The organism is Marinomonas sp. HM11-D, from assembly GCF_057626615.1.
Genome location: NZ_JBMMKT010000005.1, coordinates 105,823 through 122,571, shown reverse-complemented (window position 1 = coordinate 122,571; position 16,749 = coordinate 105,823). Strand labels below are relative to the sequence as shown.

Below are 16,749 nucleotides of genomic sequence, written 5' to 3'. Positions count from 1 at the left end.
AGGGCGCCCTTCTACTAAAGACTAGTATTCAATTACTACGTCAGATTTAGCCACTGTACAGCAAGATAGTACGTAACCTGCTGCTACGTCGTCATCCGTGATACCACCGTTGGCATCCATTTGCGTCTCACCTTCTTTAACCAGTACTTTACAAGTACCACAGATACCCATACCACATGCTTTTGGAATATGAAGGTTTAGTTTCGCTGCGGCGTTGTGAAGCGTCTCACCTGGTGCAACTTGAACACTCATGTTCATGCCATTGCTGTGTACTTCTACGCGAAGCATATCTTCTGAAGTTAGTGCATCAGCTGCTTCTTGAGCCACTTCTGCATTTTCAATTGCTTCTTCTTTAATGTCTGCAGGTGTTGGACCGAATGCTTCTTCATGGTAACGAGACATATCGAAACCTTTTTCCTGAAGTAGCTTCTTAACCGCTGACATGTATGGCGTAGGACCACAACAGAATACTTCACGATCCATGAAGTCAGGCGCAATCATTTCAAGTTTGATCGCATCTAGGTAACCACGGTAACCGTGCCAAGCTTGACCGTTTTCAACACGCTCAACGATTAAGTTAAGGTTGAAGTTGCTGATGCGCGACGCCATGTGATCAAGTTCACGAGCGTAGATCAAGTCACGTGGAGTACGTGCACTGTGAATGAACACCATGTCCACTTCACCGTTTGTATCAAACCACCAACGCGCCATAGACATCACAGGAGTGATACCTACACCACCAGAAAGAAGCAACACTTTATCATTTGGGAAATCGATACAGTTGAAGTTACCCACTGGGCCATGAACCGCTAGCTCATCACCTTCTTTCATATTGTCGTGTAGCCAGTTTGAAACCAAACCACCTGGCGCACGCTTAACAGTGATAGAGAAGCTGTAAGGAACAGAAGGCGAACTAGAAATGGTGTATGAACGCATTACTTGCTTGCCGTCGATCTCTAATTCCAACGTCACGAACTGACCAGGTTTAAAGAAGAACATTACTGGCTGCTGAGCCATAAAGCAGAATGTGCGCACATCCCAAGATTCTTGGATAACTTTTACACAACGTACGTTGTGGCGGCCATTTACCCAAGTCTGAGTGTTTACAGGTGCTAAGTAGTCTGCACCTTGTGCGACTGATGATGGAGTAGTCATGGTTATTCTCTCTTAGATGGCGTTGACGTTTCACCGATTTGAGCAATTGTCGTTCGACTGCTAGTATTTCAGTTGACCTTTTACGACACCAAGTTGCTCATAGAAACCAAGAAAATAGCGCTAACTATCTGATGTAGCAAGAAGAGTCGATTTATGTATGTGATAATGTCGCAATTGGTCATTTCGCTAAACTAAACTTGGGTGAGGATAGCGTCATTATTACAACGACAACGGGCAAGCTAAGACTTACCCACATATGTTGCTCCGACGAGGGAAACAACATCAACTCGGCTTTTGTTATTGAGGATCACTCAAATGAATCAAAATGATCTACTAAACATGCGTTACTCTACTATTCAAGAAGCGCGCACAGAAATGTCTAACCTGCTAGAAGCTCGCCCAGCGAACTACTCTCTAGACGCGCCTCTGTACAACGACCCACTTATGTTCCGCGTGGACGTAGAAGAAGTATTCCAAAAAGAGTGGTTGTTCGTTGGTATGACTAGCGAAATCCCTAACCGTGGCGACTACTTCACTGTAGAAATTGCGCAAAACCCAGTTATGGTTATCCGTGACGCTGACGGTTCTGTAAACGCATTCCACAACACTTGTCGTCACCGTGGTTCACGTATCTGTCTTGAACACCGCGGTAAAGTAGCTAACCTAGTATGTCCTTACCACCAGTGGACTTACGACCTTAAAGGTAATCTACTATTCGCTGGTACTGAAATGGGCGAAGGTTTTGACAAGTCTCAACACGGTCTTAAGAAAGCACACTGTAAAACTGCAGGCGGCTTCATCTTCGTTAGCCTAGGCAAAGAAGAGCCACAAGGCGATTTCGATCAATTCCTAGCAACTCTTGAAGAGTACATGGCTCCATACGACGTGGAAAACACGAAGTTGGCTGTTGAGTCTAACATGTACGAAAAAGCTAACTGGAAACTTGTTATCGAAAACAACCGTGAGTGTTACCACTGTGCCGGTAGCCACCCAGAGCTACTAAACACTCTTCTAGAGTGGGATGACACAAATGACCCACGTGCACCACAAGACTTCCTAGATCACTACGCTGATCAAGCTGCTAAATGGGACGCTGAAGGCATTCCACACGAGCACAAAAGCTTCGGTCCTGGCAAACGTAACCGTATCGTTCGTATGCCACTGAAGAAAGGCGTTAAAGTAATGACGCTTGACGGTGAAGCAGGCTGTAAGAAGATGCTAGGTCGCATCCAGAACCCAGAACTAGGTTCTATGCGTATCCTTCACCTTCCAAACTCTTGGAACCACATGCAATCTGATCACTTCATCGTGTTCCGTGTACTACCAATCTCTGCTCAAGAGACTATGGTTACGACTAAGTGGTTCGTACACAAAGATGCAGTTGAAGGTGTAGATTACGATCCAGCTCGTCTACGTCTAGTATGGGATGCTACTAACGACCAAGACCGTATCCTTGGCGAGCAAAACCAACTAGGTATCAACTCTGTAGGCTACCAGCCTGGTCCATACTCTGAAACTTACGAGTTCGGTGTTATGAACTTCCTAGAGTGGTACACAGACACTATCCAGAAAAACCTTAAAAAATAAGGTTAATCTGTAGCGCTTAAGTTTAAGCAAAACACTAAAAAGCCAGCAAATTGCTGGCTTTTTTTTGTTTTTGAAATTTTAAAAAAAACACATAAGAATGCCACCTAACAAGGTAGCATTACCCATGCTATTAATGGCTCAACATAGCCATCGTCATTCTTAAATTCGCGATACCCTTTTGATAAAGCAGCACCTAACAAGTAGAAACAACCTTCGAATTGAGTAATTTGCGAATGCCTTCCCTGCTCCAATAAGTGATCCAAATCGATATTCGGAAAGAACATTTGTCCGACTTCGTATTGTTCAACTGTGCTCGAAATAACCTTCCCTTGATCATCGGTAAACACAGCAAAAGCGCCTTCTAGATTCTCAGGAAGCACATCTTCTAAAATCGCTTTAAACTCCAGCGATGCATCAAAAACAGTGCCCACGCCACCTAAGACTTGCCCTAAATTTTGCGGGTTACGAATGGCGCCGTTATAAATGTAGGTTGCTTTACCTTCATAGCACTCGAAATTTAAAAAACTTGACACAGAATATTGCTGTACGCTGTTTAAGCGCAGGGTCGCACAAGAGCCAGTATTTTCAGCCACCAGCTGACCTAATAGCAGATTATTCAAAGAAGAAACAACATAACGACACTGATCATCGAAGACATACAAATCATGATAAACGGTATATAAGCCATGAATGGATTGCAGAATATTTTGTATGTTCAAGACATTCACAGGGGTTTCTAGCAAAGCTTCAGCAAGTCTAGGATCTAACGCCCACCAGCGACAGTCATTTGCTCGCTCATATAAGTTGCGGTCTAGAATATCAACCGCCAACTCGGCCTTAAGACTTACCTCATCCAATTGACTGGTCAAAATGGTAGAAAATAGCGACTCAATAGAGTTGGCAAACACGGAATCAATATCACGGCCAATATTCTTAATTGCTTCTAATACTGGCATAAATTCAGCCGAATCATTTCTCGCAGCGGTAATCACACCATTTAAAACGATCAGCTCCAAATCATTGTTAATCAGCGTGGAACGATCACGTATGTCGAGTAACTCTTTTGAAAAAATTCCGCTTAGGCTTTTCACTGGAGGTAATCTGGAAAAATCTAGGCTATGTCTATTTTTAGCTTTAAACACTGAAACAGGAACCAGTGCACAGGCACGCCAACCAGAGGGGCCAGAGTAGCCCTGATAAGCCTCCCCAGCCGAGCTGATCAAAAGCATTTCCGCCCCTCCCAAATGGAAGACGTTAATACCATCGGCTAAAGGAATTTTACTAACTGTCAAACCACGCTCTGCCGCAGTTTGAAAGATAACCCGCCCCATTTCATCAGCAATCAGATAAACCGTCGCATCCTCATGACTACTTAGTGTGTCAAAAATTGCTGTCAGCTCATTAGTAAAGCGAAAGCACAGCGCAATAACACCCAACACCCTGCCATTTTCGACAACAGGATTTAAATAAAAAAGATGCTCTTTACCATCATCAAGCAAATCTGATTTGGCAAAATACTCTTTGTAGGCAGTGGGGCTAACAAGTAGATCATCTACAATCGTATCTCGAATTTCTCGACGATACTGATGATTACTAAGCTGAAATAACACTTCTTTATCAGGAGAAATGATCACGGCATCTTGATAAACCGTATACTTATCGACGTAACCTTGCATGATTTGATGCATAGCCAGTAGATCATCTTTATCGTGTCTATCCTGCTTAAGGAAAGCCTTAACCTGCGGATCATCACTGAGAAAGCCTATATCCGCTGTACGCTCAAATAAATTACGGATAAGAACATTAATGGCCATTTGGCAACGAGTTTGGTGGTATAGAATTACCTTTTTGAAGTGCTGCTGAATCAAGCTATCGATCAGATTACCTTGAAGATTATGAAACTGAGAACGAGCACTGTCCATATCATCCAAGATGGTTGCAGCGACATCCAAACTATTAATCTTTCCAAGCAGTGCAATACGCCCCCACCAACTGCTCAATGACTTCAAACTCTTTTCGTAGTAGTTAACGTCGTAAATAACCGATTTGAGTTTCTCTTGATGCAAGGATAAGAATGCTTCCATGGTACACCTATGTTTTTAGCCTCGATAAAAACATAGTGCAAGCAAACACCCTGCCATCAGTACAAGCAGAGAATCAAATAAACCCTTTAAATATCAACAGCATACAAAAAATCACAGGGCATTTACATTTGGAAACAGCACCAAAATTACACGCTTAATAAATCCAATATAAAAAATGCACCAGCAAAATGCACTCAATCAGAAATAATAAAAAACAGAAAGTGCGCTGGTACTATCAGACTCATGATCAAGCCTTGAATATTGATAAGATGCGCGCCACTGCCAATCTTTTGCAAAGTTATAACTCATACCAACACTTGATTCTTGTCGCTCAGAATCATGTTTATTCGGGTTAATCAAATATTGGTAGCTCAGTTCAGCATTTGCCTTTTCACCATTCCAAAGCCATTTCAGCTCTGGCCCAGTTTCCGCAAGATAGCCTTTCTCGTAGATATCCGCCAAAGACAAGCGGCCATTCCAAAGTCCGGCAAACAAACTATTTTTAGTTAACTTTGTTGTGACGCCTGCACCACCATGTAAACGAAACACCAATTCATCTTGATACAGCTCATCACGCAGTAAGCTGGCATTGATATGCCAAGACTTAGGCGTCATCAATGCGTTTTTTGGGGCCATGGAATGAATATTGACAAAGTTAAAGTGATTCAGCTGTAGCGTATCGTGGAAACGTAACGAACCGCTGAACATGGATAACTCGGCACCGCGTAAATACCCCCCTTGTGGATCTAGCACATCATGATACGAAGGGCGGTAATCAATCACACCGTACTCTTTCCCCTGCTGATGCTGCACCGCAACGCCGATCCGCGATGTACTATGTCCTTGATCATCTCGTAAAGCAGGCGCCAATACTGGCGCAAAGACATTCTCTACTTCCAGCTTACTGCGTAAAGACAGCAGTTGTATGGAGCGCGAGCTAAGATGTGCGAGTTTGGATTTCTTTCGTGCTGACAAATAGCGGCTGTACTCATAGGCAACATCCAGCACCTGAGCTTTTGATAAGGGGTCAAGTTGCTCAAGCTCGGTTAAATCTAACTCACTTGGCTCCACCAAGTTGATGGCTATCGTCACTTGCTGATCATTTACTTGAGCTAGCATATTCTCAATTTTATTCAGCGACGAAGGACGATAGGTGGCAGCGCCTAACACGCCCTGTCGATTAATCTCGCGAACCGTATCTGCAGGGATCGCCCAAACGGAGAATTCACGCGCTAGATTCAGGCGTGAACTTGAAGCATCCAGCATAGTTAACAATTGATAAGAGCAATTCTGAGAAAAGAAATAATACGGCATGGAGACACTTTTCATTTCCCAAATATGGCGCACAAACTGCTCAACCTCCTGCTCGGTCAAAGACAGTTCGTAGTCCCACATATCCCGATTTTCAAGAAAGTTATATTCTTTGACCTTCTGATAGTACGGCATGACCGAAAAAACACCAGGATAACCACCCGACAGACCTTTATAGCTAAACACTAATTGGTTATCGGTTGGATCAGTATTGGCTGCATAGTTGACAGCATAATCCAGCAACGGAGTATCATTGCCCTTTTTCTTAACTCGAAACAGCGTATGCCCGTACATGGAAGAAGGACTATTTAAGTAAGCTGCCGGAAAGACTAGATACACCTTTTCCGCATTGATCTTTGCCTGCCATTCTTCAAATTCTGGACACACCAATGCCACCATGCCATCGCTGCCAGACTTTTCTGCAAGCCAAGCAAATCGAGCTGGAAAACGGCATTGTGCCGATGCATTAGGATCTATCGTATGACTTTGCTGAGAAAAAGCCTCAATAGTTGCAATTAATTCAGCTTGGGCAGAACTTTGCCCCAGAGGCGATAAGAAAAACGAATCATCTTGCACCAGGCTACCATGCTGCCTAACAACACCAATCTGATCATAATGTAGCATACTCAACCACTGAGGATCGGATGCCAGCTCAGATATTTGCTGAGAGCTAAAGGCTAGACTAGTTGAGCTAAAGGAAAGTAGGCACAAAGAAACACAAGAGGAAAACGGCAAAGATCGCATAAAAATCCATTTCAACAAAAAGAGCGGACAAGGCCGCTCTTTTATTCATTAAGATATCTGGCTGTCTTAGCCTAGGTATTTAGCTAGAACTGGAGAGTGCTCCATTACTTTAACGATATCTTGGTAAGCTGTTTCAGAAGTCACGTTTGCAGAAGCAAAAATCACGTCAAAGTTTGACTGCATTTCTTGGTTGAACGCTGCTTTATCTGCTGCTTCCACACCAATCAGCTCCGCTAGAGCATTCAATGTCTCACCTTCACCTTTGGCAGAATCAACTGCTAGTGGCTCTAGATTATCGTTGATGAAAAGTGCTACACCGCCAGCTAGTGGCGCGTCAGGAATATCACAACCCAATGTACCAGACGTCATACCAAATGTTTGGTTACCAGAAGTACCGTTAGTAGTTGCCGCAAGTACATGCTCATGCCATTCATCAGCATTTTGGAACACTACTGCTGTACCTAGACCACAACCAGCTGGGCCGTAAGCCGCGAAAGATGACACTGATGCAGTTGCCAACATGGCAGACAAAATGATTTTTTTCATAGAAAAATTCCTAGAATTCCTTTCAATAACAAGTTTTATTAGCATCCAGGCTACTCCATAAGAGCTCCCCAAAAGTGCTCCCTCATTATATCGAGTCATTCATGTAACTGAAACATAACTGATCTAATTAATATGCATCTAATACATTAATCTACAATGAAAAAAGCCGCGTTAACCTAAGTTAACGCGGCTTCCTTTTAAAGATTACTAATTAAGCTTGAGGCTTAGCTTAGTAAAGCTCTGAACGTAGACCTTTGTAGATGCTTACACACATCAATAGAAGGATTACTGTGAATGGTAGACCAGTTGTTACCGCACCAGCTTGTAGAGAGCTTAGTGCTTCAGAGCCACCACCGAACAGTAGAACACCTGCAATTAGACCTACCATAGATGCCCAGAAGATACGCTGTGGCACTGGAGTCTCAACTTTACCACCAGCAGTGATAGAGTCGATTACAAGCGAACCAGAGTCAGAAGAAGTGATGAAGAACACTAGTACCAACACGATTGCAACAATTGAAGTCAATGCGCTTAGTGGTAGGTTCTCAAGCATTTGGAACATAGCGCTTGAAACATCACCTAGACCGCCAGCTAGCTGACCGATTTGACCTTGTACTTGATCCAATGCGTTACCACCGAATGCAGACATCCAGATGATAGATACAACAGTTGGAACTAGAAGCACTGCAGTCATGAACTCACGTACTGTACGACCTTTTGATACACGCGCGATGAACATACCTACGAATGGCGACCAGCTTACCCACCATGCCCAGTAGAACACAGTCCAGCCTTGGAAGAATTTATCGTCATCACGACCAATCCAGTTACTTAGTGGGAAGATGTATTCCGCGTAAGAAACTGTTGTATGTACTAGGTGACCGAAGAAGCCGATCAACGAACCGAAGATCGCAACGAACAGAACCAAAGCACCAGCGATGATCATGTTGATGTTAGATAGGACTTTTACACCGCCATCTAGACCACGCATTACAGACATTACTGCAATACTTGTTACAACAATGATGATACCTACTTGTGTCGTGATGTTGTTTTCAACGCCGAACAGGAAGTTAAGACCACCAGCCGCTTGAGATGCACCAAGACCTAGAGACGTCGCAAGACCGAAGATAGTCGCGATAACTGCGATGATATCGATCACGTGACCAATAGGACCCCAGCAGCGCTCACCCAATAGAGGGTAGAAAGCTGAACGGATTGTTAGCGGTAGACCCTTGTTGAAAGAGAAGAATGCTAGCGCTAGTGCAACGACGCCGTAGATTGCCCATGGGTGTAGACCCCAGTGGAACATCACCGCACCCATTGCCGCGTCAGCCGCTTCTGGAGTGTTCGCAGGAACGTTTAGTGGAGTACCCCACCAGTCTGTGTAGTATGCAACTGGCTCAGCTACAGACCAGAACATCAGACCGATACCCATACCTGCTGCGAACAGCATAGAGAACCAAGAAACAGTAGTGAACTCAGGACGTGCATCAGCACCACCTAGACGAACTTTACCTACTGGCAGAAGAATCAATGCAAGACAGAACACAACGAAAATGTTACCGCCAATCATGAATAGCCAATCAAATGTTTCAATCGACCAACCACGAGCACCGACCAACCATTCCTTGGCTTGCGCAGGAAAGATAAGTGCTAACGCAATAAATGCAATAATCAACACAGCACTAGTAGTAAATACTGGGTTGTTGACGTCCATACCAAGGATTTGGACGTTATCCTGTCCCGCCTTGTAGTCGGACGTATAATCCGTCGACTTAGGACGTTTTTTAGTTTTTTGGTCCATACTGTTACTCCACCTAGTTTAAGTCAGCAACCGCTCACCTAGACTCGCCAGAAACCCAGCCTAGGTGAACAGTCATTGTACAATCTAACATTTAAATCCAACGATAGAACAGTGCCCTATCATTGTTCGGGCGCACATTTTTTGCACCGTCCAATGATAGTACGACGACTATTTGCGCATTTGATGTCCAATAGCGACAGCTATCGAGCCTATTCTAACCACACACGACAAATATTGATTTTAAGCATAGCAGAAAAAGAAAGAGGGAAAGAAACTTTTACTAAAGTGCTAGATATTGGCGCACGCACACCAAATTGAGGCAAGCATTATAAGCACTTTTGCGCTAAATTAATGCACTAAAAACAAAGGGTTATAATAAAGACAGTATATTATTAAAGGCATATTTAATTAAAACTGATATGCCCTTAATGAATATAAGAAAAAGCTTATCCAGACGGAAAACAATTTATTATTTTTGCAACAATTGCTTAATCACGTCATGAACATCAGGAAGAATTGTCGCACCTGTCGCCTCTAGCTCTTCACAAGCCGATTTTACTTCAGGTAAATGCTCTGGATTTTCATCCAACCAAGCCAGTAGAACTTCTGAAACCGACACCAAAGTTTGGCAATCTTTGAGCGGAGCACCGATGCCAAGCATCTTCTCTTTGAAGTCCACCTCATCGATCAAGTCAACGATCATCATAAGAAAGGGTAACCTCTATAATTTCAATAATTAACACAAAAATCGTTAAGAAATGTAACGTAAAAAAGGGGGAATTAACAACCGTTAATTCCCCCTCTTTGTGAGTCTTAGGAAGACTATTCCTTAACGAATCACTTTCTCTTCAATCAACAAATCAAAGATAGCTTGCGCTTTTTCTTGCGCAGATTCGTTCTTCATCACTTTACCAGATCCGCCCTGTGGCTTAGCTGTTGCAGCTTTGAAACGGTCTGCAGCAGTTTTCGCTTTCACGACTTTCAAACGCTTAGGACGAGCTTTAGCAGGCGCTTCACTCCAGTTCACACGTACTGAATCATCTTCAGTTGAACCAGACTGAGCAGCCATCTTAGCACGTAGACCTGGACCAAACGCGCTCTGACGAGCCGCTTGAGCCGCGTTATCAATCGATGCAATAAACGGCAGCTTAACCGTTACTTGACGACGCTGACCACGTGGAAGCGCAAGCAGAACCTGCGCTTCACCGTCTTTAATTTCAACAATGTCAGCTACACGAGCAACGATTGGCCAACCTAGCTGCTCAGCAAGAAGGTAAGGCGTCATACCAGATGACTCACCACTTTCTGCACGCACACCGGTCAATACGATGTCCGCTTGTTGAGCTTTTAGGTAGCTTGAAAGTGCAGGCAATGCGTCTGCGCTGTCCGCTTGCTCCAAAACCGTCACTTTTGGTAGACCCATACCAGCGTATTGACGCAGTACCGGTTCTTCTGCATTACCAGCATGAACCACGTCTAGGTCTGTACCCGCAAGCTTTAGGCCAAGCTCCACAGCACGGCTGTCCTGGTCTGCACGACGAGAACGGCCAGATTGTGGATGACGACCAACAGAGATTAAAGAAATGACTTTATGCGGCATTACTATTCTCCTCCGCTTGATCGCTTAGGCTTGTTTGCTTGTGTTCAGCAACTAGCTTCATCAATTCAGCAAGAATTTCTTCACTGTCACCGATAACACTCAAAGCAGCACGTTTAACCATGTCACAGCCAGCGTCAGTGTTGATAGCAACAACTTTATCTACTTGACCGATACCCTGCATGTGCTGGATCGCACCAGAGATACCCACTGCCACGTATACTCGCGCTGTAACCCAAGTACCCGTTGCACCCACCTGACGTGAACGCGGCATAAAGCCATCGTCTACCGCCACACGGCTGGCACCTTCCGTTGCACCCAGTACTTTTGCAGCTTCGTGGAACTGATCCCAGTTGTGGATACCGTTACCTGCAGACAAGATAAACTCGGCTTCAGCCATTGGGATCGCGTTTGGATCCACTGCCATCAGACCTTTATCTTTGATTGTCGCTGCTGCAACAGATACATCATCAAGAGACATTGGTGTCGCTTCATGACGAGTTTCGTCAATGGCGTCAGCACACTCTTCAAGCAGCATAAGAATCTTAGGCGTCTTACGGGTAATGTCCAAGCTCGCAGAAGCACCACGGCTTACTGTTTGCTCAGCATTGACTTGCCATGCTTGAGTCGCTGGACGCTCACCTAGACGAGCAGCCAAACGAGACGCTAGATCACAACCACCGTGGATGCTGTCTGGGAATAACCAGTGCTTAACAGTGTATTGTGCTTCCACTTTAGCCAGTGCTTGTACACGAGCTTCAGGAGCGTAGCCTTCAAATGCTTCACCTTCGATATGCAGCACACGGTCAACACCGGCTGTATCGAAGTGTTCTTCTTTCACTTCACCGAAGCACACTGCAACAACGGCACCGTTGCCACCTTGCTCTGCGATCAGCTTGTGCGCAAGACCTAGGATATCTTTATCGTGGCCTGTTAGACGACCACCGACCATATCCGCAACCACCATGATGTAGTAATCAGGGCTGTCCACTTTGTGCAGAGGCAATTGAACCTCTTGCGCTGCAGCAGAACGCTTACCTTTCGGCGCAGTTGAGTTACCTTTAAGACGGTCGATACGTTTAATACCGTTAGGACCGATAAAGCCAACTTTATGCGGGAACTTACGAATCAAGCCAGATGGGCCGCGAACTTCGCCACCCTCTTCTTGACTTGCGTATTGCTCATGCAGTGGGTGCAGACGGTTACGCATAATCCATTCTGCACGTGGGTCACGACGAATGATGTCACTCATTAGTGAACCTCCTCAATCAATTGATCCACTAGGATTTCAGAGATGTCTTTCACTTGTGGACGAGGTTCAACAACACCCTCAAGCATGGCTGTACATTGCTGACAACCTACTGCCACAAGCTCAGCACCAGTAGCGCTCGCATCTTCCATACGCATGTCTGCGATACGGCGTTCACCTGGGATATCAGTGATAGGTGCGCCACCGCCACCGCCACAACAACGTGAGCGGAAACCAGAGCGTTCCATTTCAGCGATTTCAATACCCAAAGAACGTAATAGATCACGTGGAGCTTCGTACTCACCGTTGTAACGACCTAGGTAACAAGGATCGTGGTAAGTCACTTTGCCGCCTTTGAAAGCGTCAAGTTTAAGCGCGCCAGACTGAACTAATTGGTTCAAGAATGTAGTGTGGTGCAAAACTTCAACACCTGCCAATGCACCGTCTTTATCAAAGTCAGCGTATTCATTACGTAGACAGTGGTAAGCGTGTGGATCGGTTGTCACAATCTTGTTGAACTTGTACTGACCTAGAGTTGCCAAGTTACGTTTAGCAAGGCTTTGGAACGTTGCATCATCACCTAGACGACGAGCTACGTCACCGCTATCACGCTCTTCGTCACCAAGGATCGCTACATCAACGTTAGCAGCTTTCATTAGTTTAACGAAGGCACGTAGGATACGCTGACTACGCATATCGAAAGCACCGTCAGACACCCAGAATAGAACGTCGACTTCTTTCTTGTCTTTCATTACCGCAAGGTTTTGGTCAGCAGCCCAGTTAGTACGGCTACCAGGAGCGTAACCACCAGGGTTGTCTGTTGCGATGATGTTTTCTAGAACTTCAGAACCTTTGTTTGGAGTCTCGCCTTTTTCCATGGTTAGGAAACGACGCATGTCAACGATGGCATCTACGTGCTCGATCATCATTGGACACTCTTCCACACAGGCACGACAAGTGGTACATGACCAAAGGGTTTCTTGGCTCACAAGACCCGCTGTGATGATCTCGTTTGGACCACCTTTCGCGTGACCAACTTCTTTGCCTGGGTACGGGCTACCTGCGTAGTTCGCATCAGTACCACCAGCAAGACCAACCACCATATCTTGGATCAATTTTTTCGGGTTCAGCGGCTGGCCAGCTGCAAACGCAGGACACATTGCCTGACACTTACCACACTGTACACAGGCATCAAAACCTAGTAGCTGATTCCATTTGAAGTCGCTTGGCTTAGCCACACCTAGAACATCACCATCAAGGTTCGCAGGCTTAAGACCTGTTGAACGGCCACCACCAAAACGCTCTGGGCGACGGTGGAAAGCTAGGTGAAGTGCACCAGCAAAAGCGTGCTTCATTGGACCACCCCAACCCATGCCGAATAGCAATTCGCCAAGGCCGATGATCACACCAATGCTTAGAACAACGATTAGTGCTGCACCACCTGTACCTTCAGGCAAGATGCCTGCAGCAGGAAGCGTCAAAACGATGAACGTTAGAGCAAAAGTGATCAAGCTTTTTGGCAAACGCATCCAAGGTCCTTTAGATAGGCGCTCAGGCGGATTAAGACGACGCTTGAATACAAAGAAGGCACCAACAAGCATTAGCAGAAGCGCGCCTAGCAAAGCCCAAGCAACGATTTGCTCTTGTACTTTGAAAACGTGTACGACTAAAACCAGCACCATAGATAGGACAAAACCACCACCCGTTGCAACGTGAGTCTTCGACATGTATTTGTCGCGTTCTACCACGTGGTGCAAGTCTTTAAGGTAGCGCCCTGGCATCGCCATTAGACCAGCGATGAGATTGACTTTTTCTGGTTGTCCCGCACGCCATAGGCTGACGCGGCGTAACATGCCGATAACAGCTAACAGCAACAGAACAACAATAAGAATTGAAGGTAACCAGTCGATAACCATCATTCACCCTCGTATAGCATGAAAGAGGCGGCGTAGAGCCGCCTCTTGGGTTCGTTTTTTTGGTTTAGTTTTGAATGGCTAAACGATTATAGGTCTTTACATAGACGCAGTGCATCGTACATCGCAGCGTGAGTGTTACGCTGAGACACACAGTCACCTAGACGCCACAAGATCATGCCTTCGCCGCTTTCAGAAAGAATTGGCTGAGGTTTGATATCGAATAGAGCTTCAACATCAAGTTGACCTTTGTTACGAGACTCTTCTTTAAGAGCGTAGTATAGCTCTTCGTTTGGACGAATGCCGTTTTCAATAACTACTTGGTCTACAACACGCTCTTCATGCTGACCTGTGTACTCGTTTTCAAGTACTGCTACTAGGTTGTCACCTTCACGGTAAACTTTCTCTAGTAGGAAGTCAGATGTCATGATGACTTCTTTCTCGTATAGAGAACGGTAGTAAGTCGGGAATGTTGTACCACCGATACCAACACCTGGTTTGATGTCGTCAGTTACGATCTCAACCAAAGAACCTTTAGATGCTAGGTAGTCAGCTGCAGACAAACCTGAGAATTCACAGATTGTGTCGTAGATAAGAACGTTCTTACCTGGCTCAACTTTACCGTTTAGGATATCCCAGCTAGATACTACTAGACCTTCTGCTGCACCCCATGCTGGGTTTTGATCTACGAATGGACGACCACCAGTAGCCATGACACACACATCAGGTTTCAGATCGCGAATCATTTGTGCATCAGCAGTTACGCCAAGACGAACATCAACGCCTAGACGATCCAACTCCATTACCAACCAACGAGTGATACCCGCGATTTGGTCACGCTGAGGCGCTTTCGCAGCGATAGTGATCTGACCACCAAGCTCTTCGTTACGCTCAAGTAGTGTTACTTTGTGACCACGTTCTGCAGCAACACGTGCCGCTTCCATACCACCAGGACCACCACCAACAACAACTACGTTACGGATAACGCCTTCAGTCTTCTCGATGATGTGAGGAAGACCCATGTATTCACGAGAAGTTGCCGCGTTTTGGATACATAGAACGTCAAGACCTTGGTACTGACGGTCGATACAGTAGTTTGCACCCACACACTGACGGATTTGGTCAACTTGGTCCATCTTGATCTTCGCGATGAAGTGAGGATCGGCGATGTGAGCACGAGTCATACCAACAAAGTCAACGTAACCAGCTTCGATGATACGTTTTGCTTGGTTCGGATCTTTGATGTTCTGTGCGTGAATTACAGGAACACTTACTACTTCTTTGATACCAGCTGCCAAGTGTAGGAATGGCTCTGGTGGGTAGCTCATGTTTGGAATTACGTTTGCTAGAGTGTTGTGCGTGTCACAACCAGAACCTACTACACCGAAGTAGTCGATTAGGCCAGTGTCATCGTAGTACTTAGCGATTTGTTTCATGTCGTCGTGGTTAAGACCGTCTGGGTGGAACTCGTCACCCGTGATACGCATACCCACAACGAAGTCTGGACCTACTTCTGCACGAACGGCTTTAGCTACTTCTAGACCGAACTTCATACGGCCTTCAAAAGTACCACCCCATTCGTCAGTACGTTTGTTTACACGTGGAGACCAGAATTGGTCGATCATGTGCTGGTGTACTGCAGAAAGTTCAACACCGTCTAGACCGCCTTCTTTCGCACGACGCGCAGCTTGTGCGAAGTCGCCGATTACGCGCCAGATTTCTTCCACTTCGATTGTTTTACAAGTCGCGCGGTGAACAGGCTCACGGATACCAGATGGAGACATTAGGTTTGGCCAGTTTTCACCGTCCCAACGTGAACGACGACCCATGTGAGAAATCTGGATCATGATCTTACCGCCGTGCTTGTGCACTGCATCAGCAAGATTTTGGAAATGAGGAATGATGCGGTCTGTCGATAAGTTAACAGAGCTCCACCAGCTTTGTGGGCTGTCGATGGAAACAACACTTGAACCACCACAAATACAAAGGCCACAACCGCCTTTCGCTTTTTCTTCGTAGTATTTAACGTAGCGATCAGTGGTCATACCACCATCAGTTGCATAAACCTCTGCGTGAGCCGTACTTACGATACGGTTACGAATGGTTAATTTATTAATGTTGAGTGGCTGAAACAGCGAATCAAACTGGGACATAGTGGAACCCCGCCTTTTTTAAACGATAGACTGACAAATTTTAATAATAATTAAAGCGGTGTTACTTCGAAGTAACCCACATCACAACCTTCTTCGGCTGCACACTGTGTTTGCTCTGCTTTAGTGCGAACAGCTAGACCCTGCGCTTCCGCGATTTGGTCAAGTGCACCAGCAAACCAACCAGTAAACATGTAATCGATTTTACGATTTACTTTTTTACCGTGAATTTTTTCGTAGTGGTATACGAATGCAGAGTTTTCAAGACGTACTTTAGCCGTACCTTTCTCGATATCTAGTTCTTCAGTGATGAAGAAACCCCAACCACGCTGAGATAGACGTTTTAGGTAGTGGTGCCAAACATCAGCGCCAGAGATACCGTGACATGCTGCTTCTTGTTCACACCAGAAGTAAGCTGACTTGTAACCTGCTTTGTAAAGAATCTCTGCGTAACGTTCTGCGCCGATCTCATCTTCGATACCCATGTGGTTGTTTACGAAGAAGTGACGTGGAACGTAAAGCATTGGCAACGCATCCGTTGTCCATACGCCTGTTTCGTCATCTACTTGGATTGGCATTTCTGGAGCATGTGAACCCATTTTTACA

At 45.4% G+C, this 16,749-nt stretch carries 12 protein-coding genes; 1 reads left to right on the top strand and 11 read right to left on the bottom strand.

Features of this window, described 5'->3' with window-relative positions; genetic code table 11:
* Nucleotides 1–21 precede the first annotated feature (21 nt).
* Nucleotides 22–1,155, bottom strand: a complete 1,134-nt coding sequence (locus tag ACOSVP_RS09165) for an FAD-binding oxidoreductase (protein ID WP_487347194.1) — start codon at nt 1,153–1,155, stop codon at nt 22–24.
* A gap of 315 nt (nt 1,156–1,470) precedes the next feature.
* On the opposite strand from ACOSVP_RS09165, the gene ACOSVP_RS09160 reads away from it, so the two are divergent.
* A complete protein-coding gene (locus tag ACOSVP_RS09160; protein WP_487347193.1) occupies nt 1,471–2,742 on the top strand; it encodes an aromatic ring-hydroxylating oxygenase subunit alpha in 1,272 nt (423 codons plus the stop codon).
* Nucleotides 2,743–2,846: 104 nt separating this feature from the next.
* Here ACOSVP_RS09160 and ACOSVP_RS09155 read toward each other — a convergent pair whose 3' ends face one another.
* From ACOSVP_RS09155 to ACOSVP_RS09110, 10 genes are all read right to left on the bottom strand, one after another.
* A complete protein-coding gene (locus tag ACOSVP_RS09155; RefSeq protein WP_487347192.1) occupies nt 2,847–4,826 on the bottom strand; it encodes a hypothetical protein in 1,980 nt (659 codons plus the stop codon).
* A 198-nt stretch (nt 4,827–5,024) separates the two neighbouring features.
* Nucleotides 5,025–6,881 (bottom strand): Lnb N-terminal periplasmic domain-containing protein, encoded by a 1,857-nt coding sequence (locus ACOSVP_RS09150; RefSeq protein WP_487347191.1) that lies wholly within the window; start codon nt 6,879–6,881, stop codon nt 5,025–5,027.
* A 66-nt stretch (nt 6,882–6,947) separates the two neighbouring features.
* Complete coding sequence (locus tag ACOSVP_RS09145) at nt 6,948–7,427, bottom strand: DUF3015 domain-containing protein (RefSeq protein WP_487347190.1); 480 nt, start codon at nt 7,425–7,427, stop codon at nt 6,948–6,950.
* A 229-nt stretch (nt 7,428–7,656) separates the two neighbouring features.
* On the bottom strand, nt 7,657–9,234 hold the full coding sequence (locus ACOSVP_RS09140) for a BCCT family transporter (protein ID WP_487347189.1): 1,578 nt from the start codon (nt 9,232–9,234) through the stop codon (nt 7,657–7,659).
* Nucleotides 9,235–9,703: 469 nt separating this feature from the next.
* Nucleotides 9,704–9,940: a hypothetical protein gene (locus ACOSVP_RS09135; protein WP_487347188.1), complete on the bottom strand. Its 237-nt coding sequence runs from the start codon at nt 9,938–9,940 to the stop codon at nt 9,704–9,706.
* A gap of 123 nt (nt 9,941–10,063) precedes the next feature.
* Complete coding sequence (gene etfB, locus ACOSVP_RS09130; RefSeq protein WP_487347187.1) at nt 10,064–10,834, bottom strand: electron transfer flavoprotein subunit beta; 771 nt, start codon at nt 10,832–10,834, stop codon at nt 10,064–10,066.
* Nucleotides 10,824–12,083 (bottom strand): electron transfer flavoprotein subunit alpha, encoded by a 1,260-nt coding sequence (etfA, locus tag ACOSVP_RS09125; RefSeq protein ID WP_487347186.1) that lies wholly within the window; start codon nt 12,081–12,083, stop codon nt 10,824–10,826. The genes etfB and etfA overlap by 11 nt, the downstream gene beginning before the upstream one ends.
* Nucleotides 12,083–13,996: a (Fe-S)-binding protein gene (locus ACOSVP_RS09120; RefSeq protein ID WP_487347415.1), complete on the bottom strand. Its 1,914-nt coding sequence runs from the start codon at nt 13,994–13,996 to the stop codon at nt 12,083–12,085. The genes etfA and ACOSVP_RS09120 overlap by 1 nt, the downstream gene beginning before the upstream one ends.
* A gap of 86 nt (nt 13,997–14,082) precedes the next feature.
* Nucleotides 14,083–16,146, bottom strand: a complete 2,064-nt coding sequence (gene dgcA / locus ACOSVP_RS09115; RefSeq protein WP_487347185.1) for a dimethylglycine demethylation protein DgcA — start codon at nt 16,144–16,146, stop codon at nt 14,083–14,085.
* Between the two features lie 50 nt (nt 16,147–16,196).
* Nucleotides 16,197–16,742 (bottom strand): DUF5943 domain-containing protein, encoded by a 546-nt coding sequence (locus tag ACOSVP_RS09110; protein WP_487347184.1) that lies wholly within the window; start codon nt 16,740–16,742, stop codon nt 16,197–16,199.
* Nucleotides 16,743–16,749: the final 7 nt, after the last annotated feature.

What these genes read in the sequence shown, in the direction of transcription:
- ACOSVP_RS09165 (WP_487347194.1), bottom strand. Translation starts at nt 1,155, where the DNA reads ATGACTACTCCATCATCAGTCGCACAAGGTGCAGACTACTTAGCACCT.
- ACOSVP_RS09160 (WP_487347193.1), top strand. Translation starts at nt 1,471, where the DNA reads ATGAATCAAAATGATCTACTAAACATGCGTTACTCTACTATTCAAGAA.
- ACOSVP_RS09155 (WP_487347192.1), bottom strand. Translation starts at nt 4,826, where the DNA reads ATGGAAGCATTCTTATCCTTGCATCAAGAGAAACTCAAATCGGTTATT.
- ACOSVP_RS09150 (WP_487347191.1), bottom strand. Translation starts at nt 6,881, where the DNA reads ATGCGATCTTTGCCGTTTTCCTCTTGTGTTTCTTTGTGCCTACTTTCC.
- ACOSVP_RS09145 (WP_487347190.1), bottom strand. Translation starts at nt 7,427, where the DNA reads ATGAAAAAAATCATTTTGTCTGCCATGTTGGCAACTGCATCAGTGTCA.
- ACOSVP_RS09140 (WP_487347189.1), bottom strand. Translation starts at nt 9,234, where the DNA reads ATGGACCAAAAAACTAAAAAACGTCCTAAGTCGACGGATTATACGTCC.
- ACOSVP_RS09135 (WP_487347188.1), bottom strand. Translation starts at nt 9,940, where the DNA reads ATGATGATCGTTGACTTGATCGATGAGGTGGACTTCAAAGAGAAGATG.
- etfB (WP_487347187.1), bottom strand. Translation starts at nt 10,834, where the DNA reads ATGCCGCATAAAGTCATTTCTTTAATCTCTGTTGGTCGTCATCCACAA.
- etfA (WP_487347186.1), bottom strand. Translation starts at nt 12,083, where the DNA reads ATGAGTGACATCATTCGTCGTGACCCACGTGCAGAATGGATTATGCGT.
- ACOSVP_RS09120 (WP_487347415.1), bottom strand. Translation starts at nt 13,996, where the DNA reads ATGGTTATCGACTGGTTACCTTCAATTCTTATTGTTGTTCTGTTGCTG.
- dgcA (WP_487347185.1), bottom strand. Translation starts at nt 16,146, where the DNA reads ATGTCCCAGTTTGATTCGCTGTTTCAGCCACTCAACATTAATAAATTA.
- ACOSVP_RS09110 (WP_487347184.1), bottom strand. Translation starts at nt 16,742, where the DNA reads ATGGGTTCACATGCTCCAGAAATGCCAATCCAAGTAGATGACGAAACA.